This is a genomic window from uncultured Anaerococcus sp., assembly GCF_937934665.1.
GTDB lineage: Bacteria > Bacillota > Clostridia > Tissierellales > Peptoniphilaceae > Anaerococcus.
This window is the reverse complement of sequence record NZ_CALGYW010000019.1, coordinates 1-17,965: the sequence shown is the minus strand read 5'-3', so window position 1 is coordinate 17,965 and position 17,965 is coordinate 1. Positions and strand designations below refer to the sequence as shown.

16 protein-coding genes, 1 tRNA gene and 1 pseudogene are annotated in these 17,965 nt (G+C 34.7%); 3 read left to right on the top strand and 15 right to left on the bottom strand.

Annotated features, from left to right (window positions below):
• Positions 1-397: 397 nt before the first annotated feature.
• The 13 genes from Q0410_RS00910 to Q0410_RS00850 form a co-directional block, all read right to left on the bottom strand.
• The gene (locus tag Q0410_RS00910) at positions 398-1,198 is read right to left on the bottom strand and encodes an RnfABCDGE type electron transport complex subunit B (RefSeq protein ID WP_299031819.1); all 801 of its coding nucleotides are present in this window, start codon (positions 1,196-1,198) and stop codon (positions 398-400) included.
• 8 nt (positions 1,199-1,206) lie between these two features.
• Positions 1,207-1,782, bottom strand: a complete 576-nt coding sequence (locus Q0410_RS00905; protein ID WP_299031817.1) for an electron transport complex protein RnfA — start codon at positions 1,780-1,782, stop codon at positions 1,207-1,209.
• Positions 1,783-1,790: 8 nt separating this feature from the next.
• Positions 1,791-2,420, bottom strand: a complete 630-nt coding sequence (rsxE, locus tag Q0410_RS00900; RefSeq protein WP_299031814.1) for an electron transport complex subunit RsxE — start codon at positions 2,418-2,420, stop codon at positions 1,791-1,793.
• Between the two features lie 8 nt (positions 2,421-2,428).
• A complete protein-coding gene (locus Q0410_RS00895; protein ID WP_299031811.1) occupies positions 2,429-2,959 on the bottom strand; it encodes an FMN-binding protein in 531 nt (176 codons plus the stop codon).
• Entirely contained in the window at positions 2,952-3,932 is a 981-nt protein-coding gene (locus Q0410_RS00890; RefSeq protein ID WP_299031808.1) for an RnfABCDGE type electron transport complex subunit D, read from the bottom strand. Before Q0410_RS00890 ends, Q0410_RS00895 begins: the two co-directional genes overlap by 8 nt.
• 8 nt (positions 3,933-3,940) lie before the next feature.
• Positions 3,941-5,269: an electron transport complex subunit RsxC gene (rsxC, locus tag Q0410_RS00885; protein WP_299031805.1), complete on the bottom strand. Its 1,329-nt coding sequence runs from the start codon at positions 5,267-5,269 to the stop codon at positions 3,941-3,943.
• 73 nt (positions 5,270-5,342) lie between these two features.
• Positions 5,343-5,999 (bottom strand): lytic transglycosylase domain-containing protein, encoded by a 657-nt coding sequence (locus Q0410_RS00880; protein WP_299031802.1) that lies wholly within the window; start codon positions 5,997-5,999, stop codon positions 5,343-5,345.
• Positions 5,996-6,589 (bottom strand): dephospho-CoA kinase, encoded by a 594-nt coding sequence (gene coaE / locus Q0410_RS00875; protein WP_299031799.1) that lies wholly within the window; start codon positions 6,587-6,589, stop codon positions 5,996-5,998. Before coaE ends, Q0410_RS00880 begins: the two co-directional genes overlap by 4 nt.
• Entirely contained in the window at positions 6,576-9,209 is a 2,634-nt protein-coding gene (gene polA, locus Q0410_RS00870; RefSeq protein WP_299031796.1) for a DNA polymerase I, read from the bottom strand. The genes coaE and polA overlap by 14 nt, the downstream gene beginning before the upstream one ends.
• A gap of 121 nt (positions 9,210-9,330) precedes the next feature.
• Positions 9,331-9,552 carry a hypothetical protein gene (locus tag Q0410_RS00865; protein WP_299031794.1) on the bottom strand — a complete coding sequence of 74 codons (222 nt, stop codon included), beginning with the start codon at positions 9,550-9,552 and terminating at the stop codon, positions 9,331-9,333.
• A gap of 638 nt (positions 9,553-10,190) precedes the next feature.
• A tRNA-Leu gene (locus tag Q0410_RS00860) sits at positions 10,191-10,277 on the bottom strand.
• Positions 10,278-10,309: 32 nt separating this feature from the next.
• Complete coding sequence (locus Q0410_RS00855) at positions 10,310-10,867, bottom strand: phosphatase PAP2 family protein (protein WP_299031791.1); 558 nt, start codon at positions 10,865-10,867, stop codon at positions 10,310-10,312.
• Positions 10,867-12,237: a CapA family protein gene (locus Q0410_RS00850; protein ID WP_299031788.1), complete on the bottom strand. Its 1,371-nt coding sequence runs from the start codon at positions 12,235-12,237 to the stop codon at positions 10,867-10,869. Before Q0410_RS00850 ends, Q0410_RS00855 begins: the two co-directional genes overlap by 1 nt.
• Positions 12,238-12,352: 115 nt before the next feature.
• On the opposite strand from Q0410_RS00850, the gene Q0410_RS00845 reads away from it, so the two are divergent.
• Both Q0410_RS00845 and Q0410_RS00840 read left to right on the top strand, forming a co-directional pair.
• Entirely contained in the window at positions 12,353-12,772 is a 420-nt protein-coding gene (locus tag Q0410_RS00845; RefSeq protein WP_299031785.1) for a PaaI family thioesterase, read from the top strand.
• 43 nt (positions 12,773-12,815) lie between these two features.
• Complete coding sequence (locus Q0410_RS00840; RefSeq protein WP_299031782.1) at positions 12,816-13,718, top strand: diacylglycerol kinase family protein; 903 nt, start codon at positions 12,816-12,818, stop codon at positions 13,716-13,718.
• A 68-nt stretch (positions 13,719-13,786) separates the two neighbouring features.
• Here Q0410_RS00840 and Q0410_RS00835 read toward each other — a convergent pair whose 3' ends face one another.
• Complete coding sequence (locus Q0410_RS00835) at positions 13,787-14,626, bottom strand: DegV family protein (protein ID WP_299031778.1); 840 nt, start codon at positions 14,624-14,626, stop codon at positions 13,787-13,789.
• Between the two features lie 355 nt (positions 14,627-14,981).
• Here Q0410_RS00835 and msrB point away from each other — a divergent pair.
• Positions 14,982-15,912: pseudogene (gene msrB, locus Q0410_RS00830) on the top strand (peptide-methionine (R)-S-oxide reductase MsrB).
• Positions 15,913-16,010: 98 nt separating this feature from the next.
• Here the strand turns inward: msrB and Q0410_RS00825 are convergent.
• Positions 16,011-17,633, bottom strand: coding sequence for an alpha-amylase family glycosyl hydrolase (locus tag Q0410_RS00825; RefSeq protein WP_299031775.1), 1,623 nt, complete (start codon positions 17,631-17,633; stop codon positions 16,011-16,013).
• Positions 17,634-17,965 lie beyond the last annotated feature (332 nt).

Here is a 17,965-nt window from a genome sequence, read left to right as displayed (position 1 = left end):
TCGTTTAATGCTTGTAGTACCTCAGGCGATTGGGATTTTTCACTAGCAAATGGACTACCAGGTGCTAGGTTCATCAGCACAAAGGTAATAATACTAACTAATAAAATTACTCCTAAAGCCTGGAGAATTCTTTTACTTATATACTTTATCATATTGACCTCCTAATCTAGTTATGTATTATATGGTCAACTTGATTTAACGCAAGTTTTTTCATTGAATTTTCTTTTAATATTTACAAATCATTTAATAAACATTGAAATCAAGACATGTTTATTTTTTATGTCTTACATTAATATTAGATTATTTTGTTATTTATGCTTATTTAAGCAACAAAAAAATCTTAACTTACAAAGACTTTGTAAGTTAAGATTTTCTTTTTTTTATCTATTTTTGCTATCTATTCAAATATAGTTATACATTTATTTGGACATTTTTCACAAGCTGTGTTTAGTAGTTCTTGGTCAACGTCTTCTATATTTTTAGCTATTGAAAGGAAATCATCCATTTCAAATGCTTCTGGATAGGTCCTAGCACAGATTGTACAACCTATACAAGAATTAGAACACTTAGCTCTTGCGTCCTTGCCCTTATCGTGTGATGAGCAAAGTACTGCGTGGGTTTGCTTAAATGGTACAAGATCAATTATATTTTTTGGACATACGTCTACACACTTGCCACAAGCCACACATTTTTCCCTATCTACTACTGCTACTCCGTCTTTGACATGGATTGCATCAAATGGACATGCTTTTTCACAAGTACCACAACCTATACAACCGTAGTCGCAGGCTTTCTTTCCACCAAATAAGGCAATTTGTGCCCTACAGTCTTCAAGACCTTGGTAGTTGTATTGGTCTTTGGCTGCTTCGCATGTACCATTACAGTTTACAAGGGCAACCTTTCTGTCGTCTGCTCCTGTAGCCTCTACTCCCATAGCTTCTGCTACAGCTGCAGTTGTGCTTGCTCCACCTATAGCACAGGCATTAACTGGAGCTTCTCCCTTAGCGATAGCCTCTGCAAGACCATCACAACCAGGAAATCCACAAGCACCACAGTTAGCCCCTGGTAGGGCATCTCTAACTGCTGCTTCTTTGACTGATTTTTCTACGTGAAATTTTTCTGATATAAAGCCTAGGGCTACCGCAAAGATAAAGCCCATTATAGCAAGTATTACTACTGGTAATAATAAATTTCCCATTTTTCCTCCTATGCTAAACCTGCAAAGCCCATGAAGGCTATAGCCATTAGACCTAGGGTTATAAGAGACATTGGAGCTCCCTTAAATGACTTAGGTACATTATTGTATTCGATTTTTTCTCTTAAGTAAGCAAGTAGAACTATTGCTATCATAAAACCAATAGATGCTGCAAAGGCATATACTGTTGATTCAACAAGGTTGTATGATAGGTCAACTGCTTTAATTGCTACACCTAGTACAACACAGTTTGTAGTAATAAGTGGTAAGAATACACCGAGTGCTCCATATAGGGCTGGCATAGACTTTTTCATTACTGTTTCTACTGTTTGTACTAAACTTGCTATTACTAAGATAAATACAAGGGTCTGCAAGTATTCAATACCAAATTTTTCTAATATGTAGTGTTGGATAAACCAGGTAATAACCGTTGCTAGAACTATTACAAAGATTACTGCATAGCTCATGCCTTTAGCTGTTTCAACCTTGCTTGTTACACCAAGAGTTGGACAGATACCTAGGAATTGTCCTAGTACATAGTTTGATACAAAAATAGTTGCTATTATAATTTTAAATAATTCTGCCATAATAACTCCTAATCAACTTTCTTTTTTCTGTTCATAATGGCTTGGAAGGCTCCAAAGATTAGACCTAGGACTATAAATGATGATGCTGGTTGAAGCATAAAGCCTATGGTGTATTCTTCTGGGATTATACCAATGCCAAAAAGTGTTCCTGATCCTAATAGTTCTCTAAAGAAAGCAAGTATTGATATAGCAAGTGTATAACCAAGACCTTGGCTTATACCATCTACGATTGATGGGATAGGTCTGTTTTGGCTTGCAAAACCTTCAGCACGAGCAAGGATTATACAGTTTACTACTATAAGTGGGATAAAGATACCCAAGCTCTTATCTAAAGCTGGCGCATAAGCTTTTATTAGCATTTGAACTATAGTTACGAAACCTGCTATTACTACGATAAAGGATGGGATTCTTATCTCATCTGATATAAAGTTACGAAGTAATGATATTACTAAGTTACTCATTACAAGTACGAATGTTACAGATACACCCATACCTACAGCATTTGTTAATGATGAAGATATAGCAAGTACTGAACACATACCAACCATCTGTACTAGGACAGGGTTGTTTTTAAATATACCATCGGTAAATATTTTTCCGTAATTTACCCTTGGTTTTTTATTTTTTTCTTTGTCCATGATATCTCCTATTCTAAGCTAGAAAGTACTTCGCGGGCATCATTGATACCTCTAAGAATGGTATTTGTAGAAATTGTAGCGCCTGATAGGCCAACTATTTCATTTTCTCCGCCTGCTGCACTTGCTTTTACTTCTTGGTCCATGTTTACTCCAACCATGCCTTCTTTGAAGAAATCTTGTTCCATTTCAGCACCGAAACCAGCAGATTCTGCATGATTTAATGGAGCAAATCCTGTTATGTTGTGCTCACTATCAACACCTATAAGGTATTCGATGTCGCCACCATAACCACCTGGTGATAGGATTTGGAAAACATATCCATCATCAGCCTTATACACTACTTCCACAGTATCTGGTTTTTCTACTTCTAGCTCCTCATAGCTATCTGCCTCATAAACTACTGCCAAAGATTCTTTCAAAGCTTCTTGTTGGTGAGCTTCTATGATTGGCTGAGTCATATTGTTTGTAAAGGCAAGGGCTAGGGCTGTAGCTGAAGTTATAAGAAGTAATTTAAAACCTAATTTAATACTTTTATTCATTTTTCGCTCCTTTTTTTGCCTTGGCCTTACCAAAAATTCTTGGTCTAGTATGTTTTTCTATAACTGGTACTAGTATGTTCATTAGTAAGATTGAGTATGATACACCTTCTGGATAACCGCCCCAAAGTCTTATAACTGCTGTTAAGAATCCACAACCAAAGGCAAATACGATTTGTCCTTTTGGAGTAATTGGAGCTGTTGTATAATCTGTTGCCATAAAGAAGGCACCAAGGATTAAACCGCCTGATAGGACTTGTTTTAGTATAAAGTCTAAGTTTACCTTATCTCCGAAGATAGCAAGCATTAGAACAGTTGTTAGTATGTAAACTAGTGGAATTCTAATGTGAATTACCTTTCTAATTAGTAGGTAGCAAGCACCTAGTAATAAGGCTAGGGCACTGATTTCACCAAGTGATCCTGGTATGTGACCTATAAAAAGATCCATGATTGAATAAGCTTTAGGATCTGATAGTGGTGTTGCCTGACTTAGCATTGAAACATCGCTTATTGTTTTAAGAGTTGCTACTCTTTCTGTTGGCACGAAATTTGTCATTGTATCTGACCAAGATGCCATTAAGAAAGCTCTAGCTGCAAGTGCTGGGTTTACAATGTTTTGACCAATACCACCATAGAGCATCTTACAGATTACTATAGCAAAAACTGCACCTATTACAAGCTGCCAAACTGGAAGTGTAAATGGCACGTTATAGGCAAGTAAGATACCTGTTACAACTGCTGATAAATTTTTTATTGTATTTTCTTTTTTTAGACATTTATTAAATACAGTCTCAGCTAAGACACATGTAATTACAGACGCTAGAATTAGAACTAAAGCCCTGTAACCAAAGTAGTAAACAGAAACAGCGCCTGCAGGTATAAGTGCAATGATAACATCAAGCATGTCATTTGCAACTGTTCTTTTACTCCTTATATGTGGAGAAGCTGTTACTAATAATTGTTTATTATTTTCCATATTTCCCCCTATTTTCCTGCCTGTCTTATTTGTCTCTTAGCAAACTTGATAGCTTCAACTAGTGGCCTTCTAGCCGGACAAACAAAGGAGCAAGATCCACACTCTATACAATCAAGAGCGCCTTCTTCATCTGCCTTTTCAAATCTACCATCTAGGGCATGCTTATGGATGTAGTTTGGAAGTAAGAATACTGGACATACACTTACACACCTACCACATCTAATGCATGGTGATGGATCTTCTATGAAGGCATCTTCACTATCAAAAACTAAGATACAGTTTGTAGCTTTTTCTACTGGTTTATTTAGGTCAGGTTGGGCAATACCACACATTGGTCCGCCGTTTATAACCTTGGCAATTTCTTCTGCTCCACCAGCTTCTTCGATAAGGTCGTTAAAGCTTGTACCGATTCTTACTACCATGTTTTGTGGATTTTTAACAGTCTTACCTGTAACAGTAAGAATTCTTTCATAAAGAGGTTTTCCCATGTATATGGCTTCGTAAATAGCATTTACTGTCGAAACGTTAGATACTACTGCTCCTACATCCATTGGAAGACCACCTGATGGCACTTCTCTTTTTAAGATTGCATTTATAAGTCTTTTTTCATCACCTTGTGGGTATTTTGTTTCAAGACTTACTACCTTGATTGTGCCGTCAAACTTATTTGTTTTAGTAAATTCTTCTAGGGCTTCTGTCATAGTTTTAAAGGCCTGTGGCTTATTATTTTCTATGGCGATTACACCGTCTTTTGCATTTACTGCCTTTAGTACTTGGATGAGTCCTTTAATAATATGTAAAGGATAATTTTTCATTATGTAATCATCACAAGTTATGTATGGTTCACACTCTGCCCCATTTACTATTACAGTATCTATTGGTTTATTTGGTGAATATTTAATGTGAGCTGGGAAAGCCGCACCACCCATACCAACAATTCCTGCTTCTTTTACCTTAGCAACAATTTCTTCTGGGCTTAAGTTTACATTTTCAAGCTCTGTATACTCTACCTCTTGTTCAAAACCTTCTGTATCGATTACAACTGCCTTGGTATTTTTACCTGAGGCACTTTGGATATCGATTACCTCTTTTACAACTCCTGCTACTGAGGAGTGGATATTAGCTGAGAAGTTACCTACTGCAGAACCTAAAAGGTCTCCTACAGCAACTTCGTCATTTTTCTTAACATTACACTTGCTTGGTGCACCTATATGCTGGGTGAGTGGAATGGTTACAAGCTTTGGAATAGATGCAGTATGTAGACTGCTATTTTCTGAAAGCTCTTTATATTCTTCCATCTTAACACCATGGGCAAATGTCACAGTATTAGCTGCCATAAATATCTCCTTCTTTAAAAATTTCTTTCCCGATACTTCCATTATAAATTATATCGGGAAATTTCTCAATGGTTTATTTAAAATTTTCTAAAATATCTTCCATAAATACCATAAAATTATCAAAGGCCAGCTGTTTTAGATCAGCCACCCTCTTTTCGCTAGGCAAGCCATTTTTATAAAACTTCTTGTAAACATCGTAGTTTGCATCGATTTTTGTTACATATTGCCTAGTTTCTTCAAATGGTATATTTAGTACATCAGGTTCCACTGGATCTAAAATTCCTTCTTTTATCCATTTATCAACATTGCCCACTCCGCCATTGTAGGCTGCAAGGGCAAGGTCTCTATTATTATAGTACCTATAAAGATAATCATAATAGGCTATACCTAAGTCTAAGTTATATTCAACATCTGATAACTTATCTGGATAAAATTCTTTATTAGTTAATTCTGCTGCATGAGATGCAGTCTCATCAAGTAGCTGCATAAGCCCTTGAGCTCCTTGGTTACTTTTAGCTTCCTTATCAAAGTCTGATTCTACCTTGATAATAGATGCTGTTAGTAAGGGATCTACGTTATATTTTTCAGAATATTCATAGATTTCATCTTGGTAGTTAATCCTAGTCCTTGATGTTTGGTAGGCAACTAATCCGTAGCAAACAACAAATAAGATTAGGATGGCAAGGAGGATAAAGCCTATTATTTTTCCAAACCATTTAATCACTTTCATAAAATACACTCCTCTCTTAATATATTTTCCACTTCTATTTTTAGGTCTTCTAGACTTGTATTGTTTTTAATAACAATCTCATTTTTATCCCTAGGACCCATCAGATTTTCTTGGTTTCTAATCTTAGATTCGGCATAGAATCCACCAACCCCATCCCTAGTTGCTAGTCTTTGGGCTTGGATTTCTTTATCTGCTTCTACAAAGAAAACAAGGTCTGCAGGAAATCTCTCTGTCATTTGATAATAAAGTGGAATTTCGATAAAGATATTTTTTTCATCTGCTCTTTTTATCTCTTCTTCAATTTCCCTTATAATTATGGGATGGGTTATTGAATTTAGCCTTTTCATAAGGTCAGGAGCCTGAAAAATCATCCTTGCTAACTTCTTTTTATCAAGTTTTTTACCATCAAAGGCCTTCCTGAAAAAGGGGTCGGCCTTTATAGCCTTATAATTTTCCCCACCTTCTTCCAAAAGCTCTCTGTTTACTTCATCAGCATTTATAACCATAAAACCAAGATTTTTTATAATCTCACTTACAGCTGACTTTCCAGAACCTATTGTGCCTGTTATTACTATTTTATTTGGACTCATACATACTTTCTCCAAAACCTATATCAACTAATAAATCTACCTTAAGCTTTGCTGCATTTTCCATACATTCCTTAAGGATGTCTCGGGCTTTTTCCTTATCTTCCTCACTTGATTCTATGATTATTTCATCGTGAATCTGAAGGATAATCTCAGCATCCAAGCCCTCTTGTCTAAGTTTGTTATAAGTATCTATCATCGCTATCTTTATTATATCAGCAGCTGTGCCTTGGATAGGTGTATTTAAGGCTATCCTTTCACCAAAGCTTCTGACATTAAAATTCCTTGAAGATATCTCTGGAACATACCTACGTCTTTTAAATAAAGTTTCTACATAGCCTTTTTCTTTTGCCTGTTTTACTACCGTATCCATGTAGTCTTTTATTTGTGGGTAAGATTCTTTGTACTTATTGATATATTCTTTCGCTCTTTTTCTTGGAATATTTAAATTTTGTGATAGACCATAGTCACTTATACCATAGATTATACCGAAGTTTACCGCCTTGGCCTCTGATCTTTGAAGTTTTGTTACCTCGTCAAGCGGGGTGTGGAAAACCTCAGAAGCTGTCTGCGTATGGATATCTAAGCCATTATTGAAGGCGTTTTGCATATTTTTATCATCAGAAAGACTAGCCAGAATTCTTAATTCTATCTGTGAATAGTCTGCATCTATTAAAACTTTACCTTCTCCTGCCTTAAAGGCCTTTCTAATGGCCCTTCCTTCATCAGTTTTTATAGGTAGGTTTTGAAGGTTCGGCTCTTGGCTTGAAAGTCTACCAGTTGAGGCGATATTTTGCCTAAAGGTTGATCTAATCCTGCCGTCTTCGTCTATGGCATTTCCAAGGCCTTCTATATAGGTGGAACGTAGTTTATAGATTTCTCTGTATCTTTCAATTTTTTCAATAATAGGGTGCTTATCTCTTAGCTTATCAAGAACTTTAGCATCTGTTGAAAAACCTGTTTTTGTCTTTTTTATAACAGGAAGTTCTAGGTCTTTAAATAAAACTTCTCCAAGTTGCTTGGTAGAGTTTATATTAAATTCACTACCAGCCAGGTCATAGATTTCCTGGGTTATCTCTTCAATTTGACTATCAATATCAGCCTTAAGTTCTTCTAAAATTTCCCTATCAGTACCAAATCCTAAGGTTTCCATAGAAGCTAGGACCTTGGCAAGTTTTTTCTCTATATTTTCATAAAGGTCTACCATCTCGTATTCAGCTAGGTTTTTAAAGACCTTATCTTTGGAATCTTCTATAGCATTTACCTTACTTGCAAGCAGTAGATTTAAATCTTCTTGGTTAATATCAGCGTATTTTTTGGTTTTTGCTCCCTTGCCTATTAGACTTTCATCGTTATCTAGCTCATAAGATAAATAAGTCTGGCTTAATAATTTTAAATCATAGGAAGATCTAGATGGGTCTATCAAATAATGCATGAGCATAAGATCATCATAAGGATATTTGAGATCTATTCCTAGCTTTTCTAAAAGAACTATCTCTTCTTTAATATCAAAAGATACCTTGTTTATAGAATCATCTTCGAAAACTTCTTTCAAATCTACAATTTTATCAGGATCAATTATATATACATCAGAATCTTTTGTCTTTGCTGCTAGTTTATAAATACCAGAATGGATATAATTATTCCCATCGTATATAGACTTAAAGAAAATTTCCTTAGTCTTTTTAGAAGACTCTATTAAACCTTTTAAATCATTGCTAGTCTTATAGGAAAATTCCTTACTTTCTGTTTCAACCGGTCCGCCGTCAAGTTCTTCTAAAAACTTATTGAAATTAAGTTTAGAAAACTTTTCCCTAAGACCTTCTGTGTCTACTTCTCCAAGGGCAAGTTCGTCATATTCAAACTCAACAGGAGCATGGGTTACGATAGTACCGATTTTTTTGGACATGTAGGCAGTAGCCTCGCTATTTTCAAGATTTTCCTTGGTTTTCTTACCTGTTATCTCATCAAGGTTATCGTAAAGATTTTCGATTGACCCATACTTTTTGATAAAGGTTAAGGCACGTTTTTCTCCAATTCCATCTACTCCCGGAATATTATCCGACTTATCTCCCATTAGCCCCTTTACATCTATAAGTTGCTTTGGAGTAACTCCATATTCTTCCTTAATTTTCTCAACGGTATACTCTACAGTATCTGACACACCTTTTTTTGTAAGATAGACTAGGATATCTTCATCAACAAGCTGGAGATAGTCCCTATCCCCTGTGATAAGAACAGCTCTATCACCAGCTTCTTTAGCCATTTTGGCGTAAGTACCAACTATATCATCAGCCTCAAAGCCATCAAGGTCAGTATACCTAACCCCCATAGAATCAAGGACATCTTTTAAAATACCGAATTGGTAGGAAAGCTCATTAGGGGTCTTATCCCTATTGGCCTTATAGTCCGCATACTCCTCGTTCCTAAAGGTCTTTGACGACCTATCAAAGGCTACAAGGACATATTCAGGCTTATATTTATCAAAGGCGTTTTTGTACATGGTCAAAAATCCATAAACACCATTTGTCATAACTCCGTCATTGTTGGACAAATTTGGCAGGGCGAAAAAAGCCCTATAGATCAAACTCGATCCATCAATCAACATTACAGTTTTTTTCATTATATCTCCTTAACTATAAAAATAGTTTAACATTCATTCCTACCTTATAGTATAACTTATATTGGGAAATTTTTAAAGAAAAAAGGAAACATATTTCTATGCTTCCTAAAATAAACTATTATTATTTATCACCGTACTTTTTTTCTACCTTGTCAATTTTATCAAGATCTACCCATTCTTCTGAAAAACCACACTTCGTACAAAGATACCTATCGACAGGGACTGGAGACTTTATAGTCATGCCAACCATAATATTATTGCCAGACCCATAAGCTCCAGCATGGCTAGGTACTTTTATAATATCACTTGACCCACACTTTGGACACCTGTCAGTATTTTTCATAAATACCTCCTTAATAACAAGATACTTGATTAGATTTTTCTTTCAAAAAGTTAGAGAACATAAAAATATTGAATAAAACAAGACAGCTAGTATAATAACATTGAGTAAAAGGAAATCAGATTCATACGAATCACAAAAAAGACGAGGGGCAACTTGTCTTTTTTATTTTGGGTTAGTTATCACTATTAATGTATCCGTCTAACCACTTGATGACATAATGAGTAGTTACGCCAACTGCAACGGACACTAAAAAGAAAATCAGTTCTTTCATACAAATCACCTTCTAACTGCTATGAGTATAGGTAGTGATAACATATTTATTATAGCATATTAGAATTTTTTATAAAAATTAATTTCCCTGATATTAAAGTATACTTTAATATGTATTAAATCCTCCTTTAAGGGGGTCTTAAACCAGGCTTTAAGCAGGGTATTAAACGAGACTTTAAAGAGAATAATATAAATATGAATATTATAAAGTTAATATAAGCACAGCAAATAGTGATATGTATTTTTTTAAAATTTACCATGTAGGTAAGTTGCTAGTAACAATCTACTTAATCTCAACTTTTATAAACCAATAAATCATTTAGATGAGCATAAAAAAAAGCGCTGGATTTTCCAACGCTTTTTTTATTTGGTGCCGGTGATGGGACTCGAACCCATACACCCCGGAGGACAACAGATTTTGAGTCTATCTCGTCTGCCAGTTCCGACACACCGGCATAAATTGCTTACCGGTATATTATATCACAATTTATGCCTGGTGTAAATTATATTTTGTTTTTATTTCCTTATATTTCCTAGAATTATATATTTTTATAGACAAAATCCCTATTAAAATCCCAAATATTGCTCCTGCTAGGACGTCTGTTGGGAAGTGCACGTAGAGATAAAGTCTTGAAAAAGCCATTAAAACCGCCAAGACGCCTGTAAATATTTTTAAAGCTTTATTTTTATTTAAGATAGTCACAATTGTCGCAAAGGTAAAGGCGTAAGAAGTGTGGCCTGATGGGAAGGAATTATCTGATAGTTTATGAATTAAAAGATCAGTAAAGTTTGCCACATCATAGGGCCTTGGTCTTGCTACTAGGTTTTTTACAAAAATATTTACTATAAGGATATTTAGGATAAAGGCTAGCACCATGATTTTGCCTTGGTCCTTTAGTTCTTTGGCTGCTAAAAATATAAAGATAAAGGCTATCCAAATTAAGGAAAGGTTGCCCGCTGCAGATATTGTTACCATAAATTTATCTAGGGGCGTTGATCTTAGGTTTTGGATAGCATTTAGGATATTAAGTTCAAAATTTGTCATTAATTAACTCCAGTATTTGCTATATCTAGGGTCATGTCATGGGCCTGTTTAATTCTTGCCCTTTGGTTTTCATTTACCAAATCGTAGTATTTCCCACCTTCAAGGAAGTCTTCTGTTAGGTGGTTTTTTATTGAAGTCCCATAATCATCGTAGTAGGTTCCTACCCAAATTGGGTGAAAGGTTACATCAGCTATTTTTTTATTGCCGCTTGTTAAATCTTTTTCTAGGTCTATTTCAAGGGCTAGGGAGTGCTCTACCCTTATATCATTATTATTTTCATAGTTTTGGAAGGATATAAAGTTTCCAAGAGCGTAGGCTATTAGGCCTTCCCTGCCGTCATCTGTTTCATAAAACTCAACTGGCTCTACCACGTGTGGGTGATTTCCTATAACGAGGTCTGCCCCCCAGTCTACCATCTTTCTACCAAGGCTAATTTGAGATTCATTTGGCATAGATTGGTACTCAATGCCCCAATGTGGGTAGATAACTATAAAGTCTGCTCCGGAGGTTTTAGCTCTTCTTATATCTTTTTTTATTTGCTCTTCGTCTGATAAGTAGGCGAGATTTTCTACTTCTTCCCTTGGAATTACTAAGTTTTCCCTGCCATTACATCCATAAGTATAGGCTAGGAAGGCAATATTAAGGCCATTTACTTCCTTATATAAAATTCTTTCAGACTTATCATTAAAAGACCCAATATAATCTAAACCCGCTTCTTTAGCAGCATCCATGGTTGAAAAAACTCCTTCAAGTTCAGTATCCATAGAATGGTTATTGGCAGTTGATACTATATCAAAACCAGCATCTTTAAGGTCTCTTAGGTAGCTAGCCGGTGCATTAAACCTAGGAAAACCTGCATAGGCTAAGTTTGGGTTTGTTGTTGTTTCATAATTACCTATAGCAATATCTGAATCTTCTATAAAGTCTTTTAAATAGGTAAATTGATCAGAAAAATCATAGTCACCACCACCTCTATTGTAGGCATATTGGATTTGTACCATATGGGCCATGATGTCACCGAAAGCTTTTAATTTAACCTTTTTTATCTTAGGTTTTCTTTTATCTTCATTACTTTCTTCTTCGGCTATTTCTTTTCTATCTCTTTGTTCAATTTGCTTTTTATTTATCCTTGCCTTGGCTTCTTCTTTTTTAGCTTCTTTTTCTTTGGCAAGTTTTAAAGTTTTTTCTAGTTCTTTTTGCTCAGCAAGTCTTTTTTCTTCTTCCTTATTTTTTTGATAAGTATCAAGTCTTGTAATAAGGTCTGTCACATTTGTGCTTACTGGTTCTTCATCTTCCGTATTATTTGAACAAGCCGCAAGGCCAAAGACCATAATTAGGCTTAGTAAAATTGGTATAAATTTCTTTTTCATAAACGCTCCTTATCTATATATTCTATACTAATTTGCTTGATTATTCATCTTTTATCCCTAAAAGAATGAAAGATTTTTCAAAAATCATATAATTGTAAAGAATAAAGGAGTAATTATGAGTTTTAGTGATCAATTTGATATAGAATTAAGAGAAATAGATGAAAATAACCTTATTTTAAGGTGTAAGATGGATGATAATTTCCTAAATGAATTAAATGCAGTTCACGGAGGGGTAATAATGAGCCTTGCTGATAATGCTTCAGGTTACATTGCTTCAGCCAAAAAATACACTGCCCCAACATTATCCATGACGACCCACTTTCTAAGGCCCCTAATGGCAACAGATTACATCTACGCCAAGGCCAAGGTCATCAAAAGGGGTTCAAGGATAATCACTGTTGACTGTGAAGTATACGGCGATAATAAGGAAATAGCTGCCATAACCAGGAGCGAATTTGCTATAATAAATTCGAATTTAGAAGAAAGTACTAGCGGGGATATGGCTTATTCTAAGGGTAAGTATAAAAAATTTTAGCTAGTAGGTTTTATAAAAGATTTAAAGGGTAAATAGGATTGAAATGCGAAAAATTTTATTTATTATTAACTCAAACGCTGGTAAAACAGAATTTGATATAAGAAAAGAAGATATAGAAGAAACTTTTAGGAAGGCTGGCAGGCTTTCTGAGATAGAAGTCGTCAACACTAGGTATAAAAACCACACCAAGTATTTAATCGATGCTTTTGACACCCTTAATTATGATGAGAAAATCGTCATTATATGTGGGGGTGATGGGTCACTAAATGAGCTTGTAAATGTCGCCTACGGCAAAAATATGACCCTGGGCCTTATCCCAACTGGGACTGGCAATGACTTTGCCAAAAACTTCTCTTATGAGAACTTTACCTTAAAATCACTTTTAAATTTTAAGAGTAAAAAAATAGACCTAATTAAGGTAAACGACTTTTACTCTATAAATGTAACAAGTCTTGGTTTTGATACCCAAATTCTAGATAGGGCCTATAAGTATCTTGAAAAAAATCCCAAACTTGGTAAAAAAGCCTATATCAAGGCGGTTATCAGTAGTCTAAATAAAATAACTAGCGAAAATCTTGAATTAAAACTCAAACTAAAAGACGGATCTAATTTTGAAATATCAGGCAATTTTCTAATCTCAGCTCTTTGTAATGGTGGATTTTATGGTTCAGGCTTTAACCCTGCTCCAGAGGCTAAAATCGATGACGGTGTTTTAAACCTGCTTCTTGCAAGCAAGATTCCTTTTATAAAATTTTTGCCAATGATAAAAAAATACAAGGAAGGTCGACATAAGGATAGCAAATATATTAGAGAAGTCTTAGTAAAATCTGGCACAATTAGATCAAAGGATATATTTTTAGCCAATGCCGATGGAGAAATCTTTCAAACTAATGAAATCAAATTCCAAGTCTTACCAAAAGCCCTAAATTGGGTACTCTTTGATTAAAAATCCAATTTTAAAAAAACAAAAACTGACCTAAGCTATAATATTCCAGGTCAGTTTTTTATTAGAAATTAATCTATCTTTAAAAAGCAAACTACATTTACAGATGGTCCTGAGTGACAACCAAGGACTGCTGTGACAGGACCTTCTAGGTACAAGGCTGCCCCATCTATAAGGCCAGAAAGCTTCTCTTTTACTTCATCTATATCTGAAGGATCTTCACCATAGGCAAGGGCCATATAATAGCTACCAGCACCTTCTAAAATTTTTTGTGTTTCTTTTGCAATGAAATTTATAGTTCTTTTATAACCTACAACCGACTTATAGTTCTTGATCTCCCCGTTATTATCAATAGTTAGAACAGGGTTAATTCTAAGACTACCACCTATTAGACCTTCTACTTTAGATAATCTTCCACCCCTAATAAGGTGTTTTAAGTCACTTACACTCGCAAACATCTTTAAGTCCTTTATTTTTCCCTCTACAAGAGATTGTAGATCATCAAAACTCTTACCTTCTTCTATCAAGCTTCTAGCGTACATAACTAAAAGACCCTCAGGCATTGTGACACTCATACTATCGATAAGGATGTATTCCATATCTCCTGCCTCAAGAGCAAGCCTCATAGTATTAAAGGTCCCTGATAGGTTTTTAGATACACCAATTGCCAGAATTTTGTCGTAACCCTTTTCTTTTATCAAACTAATTTTATCACAAAAATCATCTATAGATGGTGCCGAAGTATATGGATTTTCATCTATCCTTGAAAATACTTCTGCTGGTGATATTTCTAGTAAATCTTTTTTTGATTCATTTTGGAAATTTACATAAAGAGGAACAACAAAAATCCCTTGATCTATATTTTCTTTTATATTACTTGCTGAATCTGTTAAAATCGCAATTTTTCGCATAATCTACTCCTATTTTAATTCTTACAATATTCTTACAATTTTCTTTATAAATAATTGTACACTAGTTTCATTATTATTAATTTTTTTGCATCTAGTTATAATAACTAGATGGTTATATTTTATCCTTAAATATGGTAAAGTCAAGGAATAGTATTGAACGATTAAGCAATCTTATTTTGTTTGAAGCGATTTTTTCCTGGGTAAAAATTTTAAAAGAGGTTATTATATGAATAAAAACAAAATAATTATTCCATTCTTAGTTCTTATTGCCTTATTTATTGGTTTTAAGATATATACAACAGATAGAAACAAAGATAAAACAGAATCAGACCTCCCTAACTCAAGAAATTCAGTGGTGAATTTAAAGGATAAAAGCGAAATTTATTTAGCTGGCGGTTGTTTTTGGGGTGTAGAAGGATATTTCAAAAAAATCCCTGGTGTAATCGAAACCGAAGTTGGCTATGCTAATGGCAATACTTCTATAACAAATTACGAAGAGATAAATAAAACTGACCATAGCGAACTGTAAAAGTAACCTGCGATATCAATAAAATTTCTCTCCAAGATATATTAGAGTATTACTTTAGAATAATTGATCCTACATCTGTAAACAAACAAGGAAATGATATAGGCAGGCAGTACAGGACCGGAATTTATTATACAAATGAAAATGATAAGCTAATTATAAATAAAATTATAAGACAAATCCAGGAGCAATATAAGAAAAAAATCGCAGTCGTAGTAGATCTTTTGAATAATTTTGTCCTTGCAGAAGGCTACCACCAAGCTTATCTGGATAAGAATCCTAATGGATATTGCCATATCAATATTAATCTTGCAAATGAGCCTTTAGAATCTAAAAAAAAATGACAAAAGTCTAAGGGAAAAACTAAGCTAGGAAGAATATAAGGTAACCCAAGAAAATGCTACAGAAAAGCCTTTTTCACCCGAATATGACGATTTCGATGACTGGTATATATGTTGATAAAATAAGCGACGAAGCCCTATTTTCTTCAAGAGATAAGTACGATTCTGGCTGTGGCTGGCCATCATTTACTAAGCCAATTGATCAAAATATAGCCTACAAAAATGACAAGTCCCACAATATGGAAAGGGTTGAAGTAAGGAGCAAGTCAGGTGATTCTCACTTAGGACACATCTTTAATGACGGTCCTAAGGAAGCTAGAGGCGTCCGCTATTGTATAAATGTTGCAGCTCTCAGATTCATTCCTCTAGAAAAAATGGAGGAAGAAGGTTATGGAGCTTATATTGATAAAGTAAAATAATTTTTTCATTAATAATTAAGTAAAATCTACAAAATCCATGGAATTTCTCTTATCCATGGATTTTGTAATTTTTCTTTGATTTTACTTTTCAAAATTTTTTATTGGGCTTTTACTTTATTATTCTTATTTAGTAAGAAAATTACTACAACTAGCCCAAAAAGGCCCAAAGCTATTAGGATAGGCAATTTACTTGTGTTAGCACTATCAAAGTCAAATCCTTCTGGAATCTCAGTTTCATTTACAAGGACGACTGTCCCTCCCACATTTCTTGAAGGAATTTTAATATTTATCTTATTAGAATTTGTTCTTATCTTACTGTTTCCATAGAGGTCGACAATTTTCCCATCGGCCTTATAATCAAAACTTATATCCTTTGCCTCTTCACTTGTATTTAGACCGACAAGAAGCTTTTTATCTCCGTGAGCTCTTTCAAACACAGAAACCTCATCATCCATATAAATATTTTCCCTAACTCCTTTGGCAAAAACATCTGCAAAGGCATTTCTTATTTTTAGCATTTTCTTATAATGGTCTAAGATTTCATTGTTTTCGATCTTATCCCAATCAAAGTCATACCTATTTTCGCTAAAGATACCCTTATCGAAGTTGTCTTTCTTGCCTGATTGGCCGATTTCTTCGCCGTAGTAGATTACAGGTTGACCCTTGGCTGTTATTTGCAATGACGAAGCCACTAAAAATTTCCCAAGATCATCTGAAAGACGGACTTTTAAAAAACCATTCTCATCGTGGGATGATAAGAATTGACCCATTTCCCTTTCCTCACTTATGGCCTCATTTCTCTTTACAAGTCTCTTTTCTGTTTCAGAAATTTTGCCTGAAACAAAATCTTTGGCTAATTCTTTAAATTCAAAGTCTAAGAGCGAATCCAGCATGGTCGGATCTAGGTAGCCTCCATCTTTAAAAATTGAAGCTCCAAAATTTTCCCCAATCATCTTAAATTCTGGGTTTTCTTTAATAAGAGCTGCCTTAAAGTCTTTCATTGTATCAAGGTCAACGTGTTTTACTGTATCCACTCTAAAATAATCTATGGTATTGCCCTTTTCTGTCTTAAGTTTTTTAAGCCAGTCAACCTGCCAGTTTATAATTTTATCCCTAACTTCCTTATCTTCTGTTTTGAAATCTGGTAGGCCAGCAAGCTCTGTTTCGATATCGCCTGCACCACTTTCTTCCCTATGCATGCCGGAAAAATCTCCAAAGTTTTTTGTTCCATAGCCAGAATGGTTTATAACAACATCTACCATTAATTTAATCCCATTTTCATGAAGGACGTCTATTAATTCTTTCAAGTCATCTTCTGTACCTAGATGAGGATCGATTTTTGTAAAATCACTTGCCCAATAACCATGGTAGGCAAATTGCTTGTCATTTTTATCAGCCATCATGTTTGTGTCAATATTTTTTACAATCGGTGTTATCCAAAGGGTTGTAATTCCCAAATCCTTTAGATAAGAAACCTTATCGATTATGCCTCTAAAATCGCCACCATGGTAGGCTTCAAGGTGGCCTTTATCAAAGGAACCTTCTATATTATCTGGATTGTTATTAGATGGATCACCGTCAAAAAACCTGTCAGTCATAACCATATAAATAATTTCTTCATCCCAAGGTCTTACCTTTGATTCTTCCGCCCTTACCAGGGGTGAAAACAATAAAAAAATCGCCAAAAATAGACTTAAAATCTTCCTAAATTTTCTTCTCATATGATCTCCTTTAAAATAATAAATATTAAACCATTAACTTTATTATAATAAATTTTAAAAATATTGGCAAATTAGTTTTAAGACATAAAAAAGGGGCTGTTGCAAATTGTGAATAATTATCGTCCTATCATCATGAGGTTCTCTCTCAAAGTTTGCCTCTTTCGGCCGGCGGGCCACTTTTAGCTCGCCGCCTCGATGAGGTGAAACTTCACGAGAAAAAAGTCCGTCGGCTCGTTGAGACCTCATGATGACATTGGGACGATTTATTCATTCTACAACAGCCCCTTTATTTTATTTCTTATTTTGTGAAATATTTAACATCACCAAAAGAA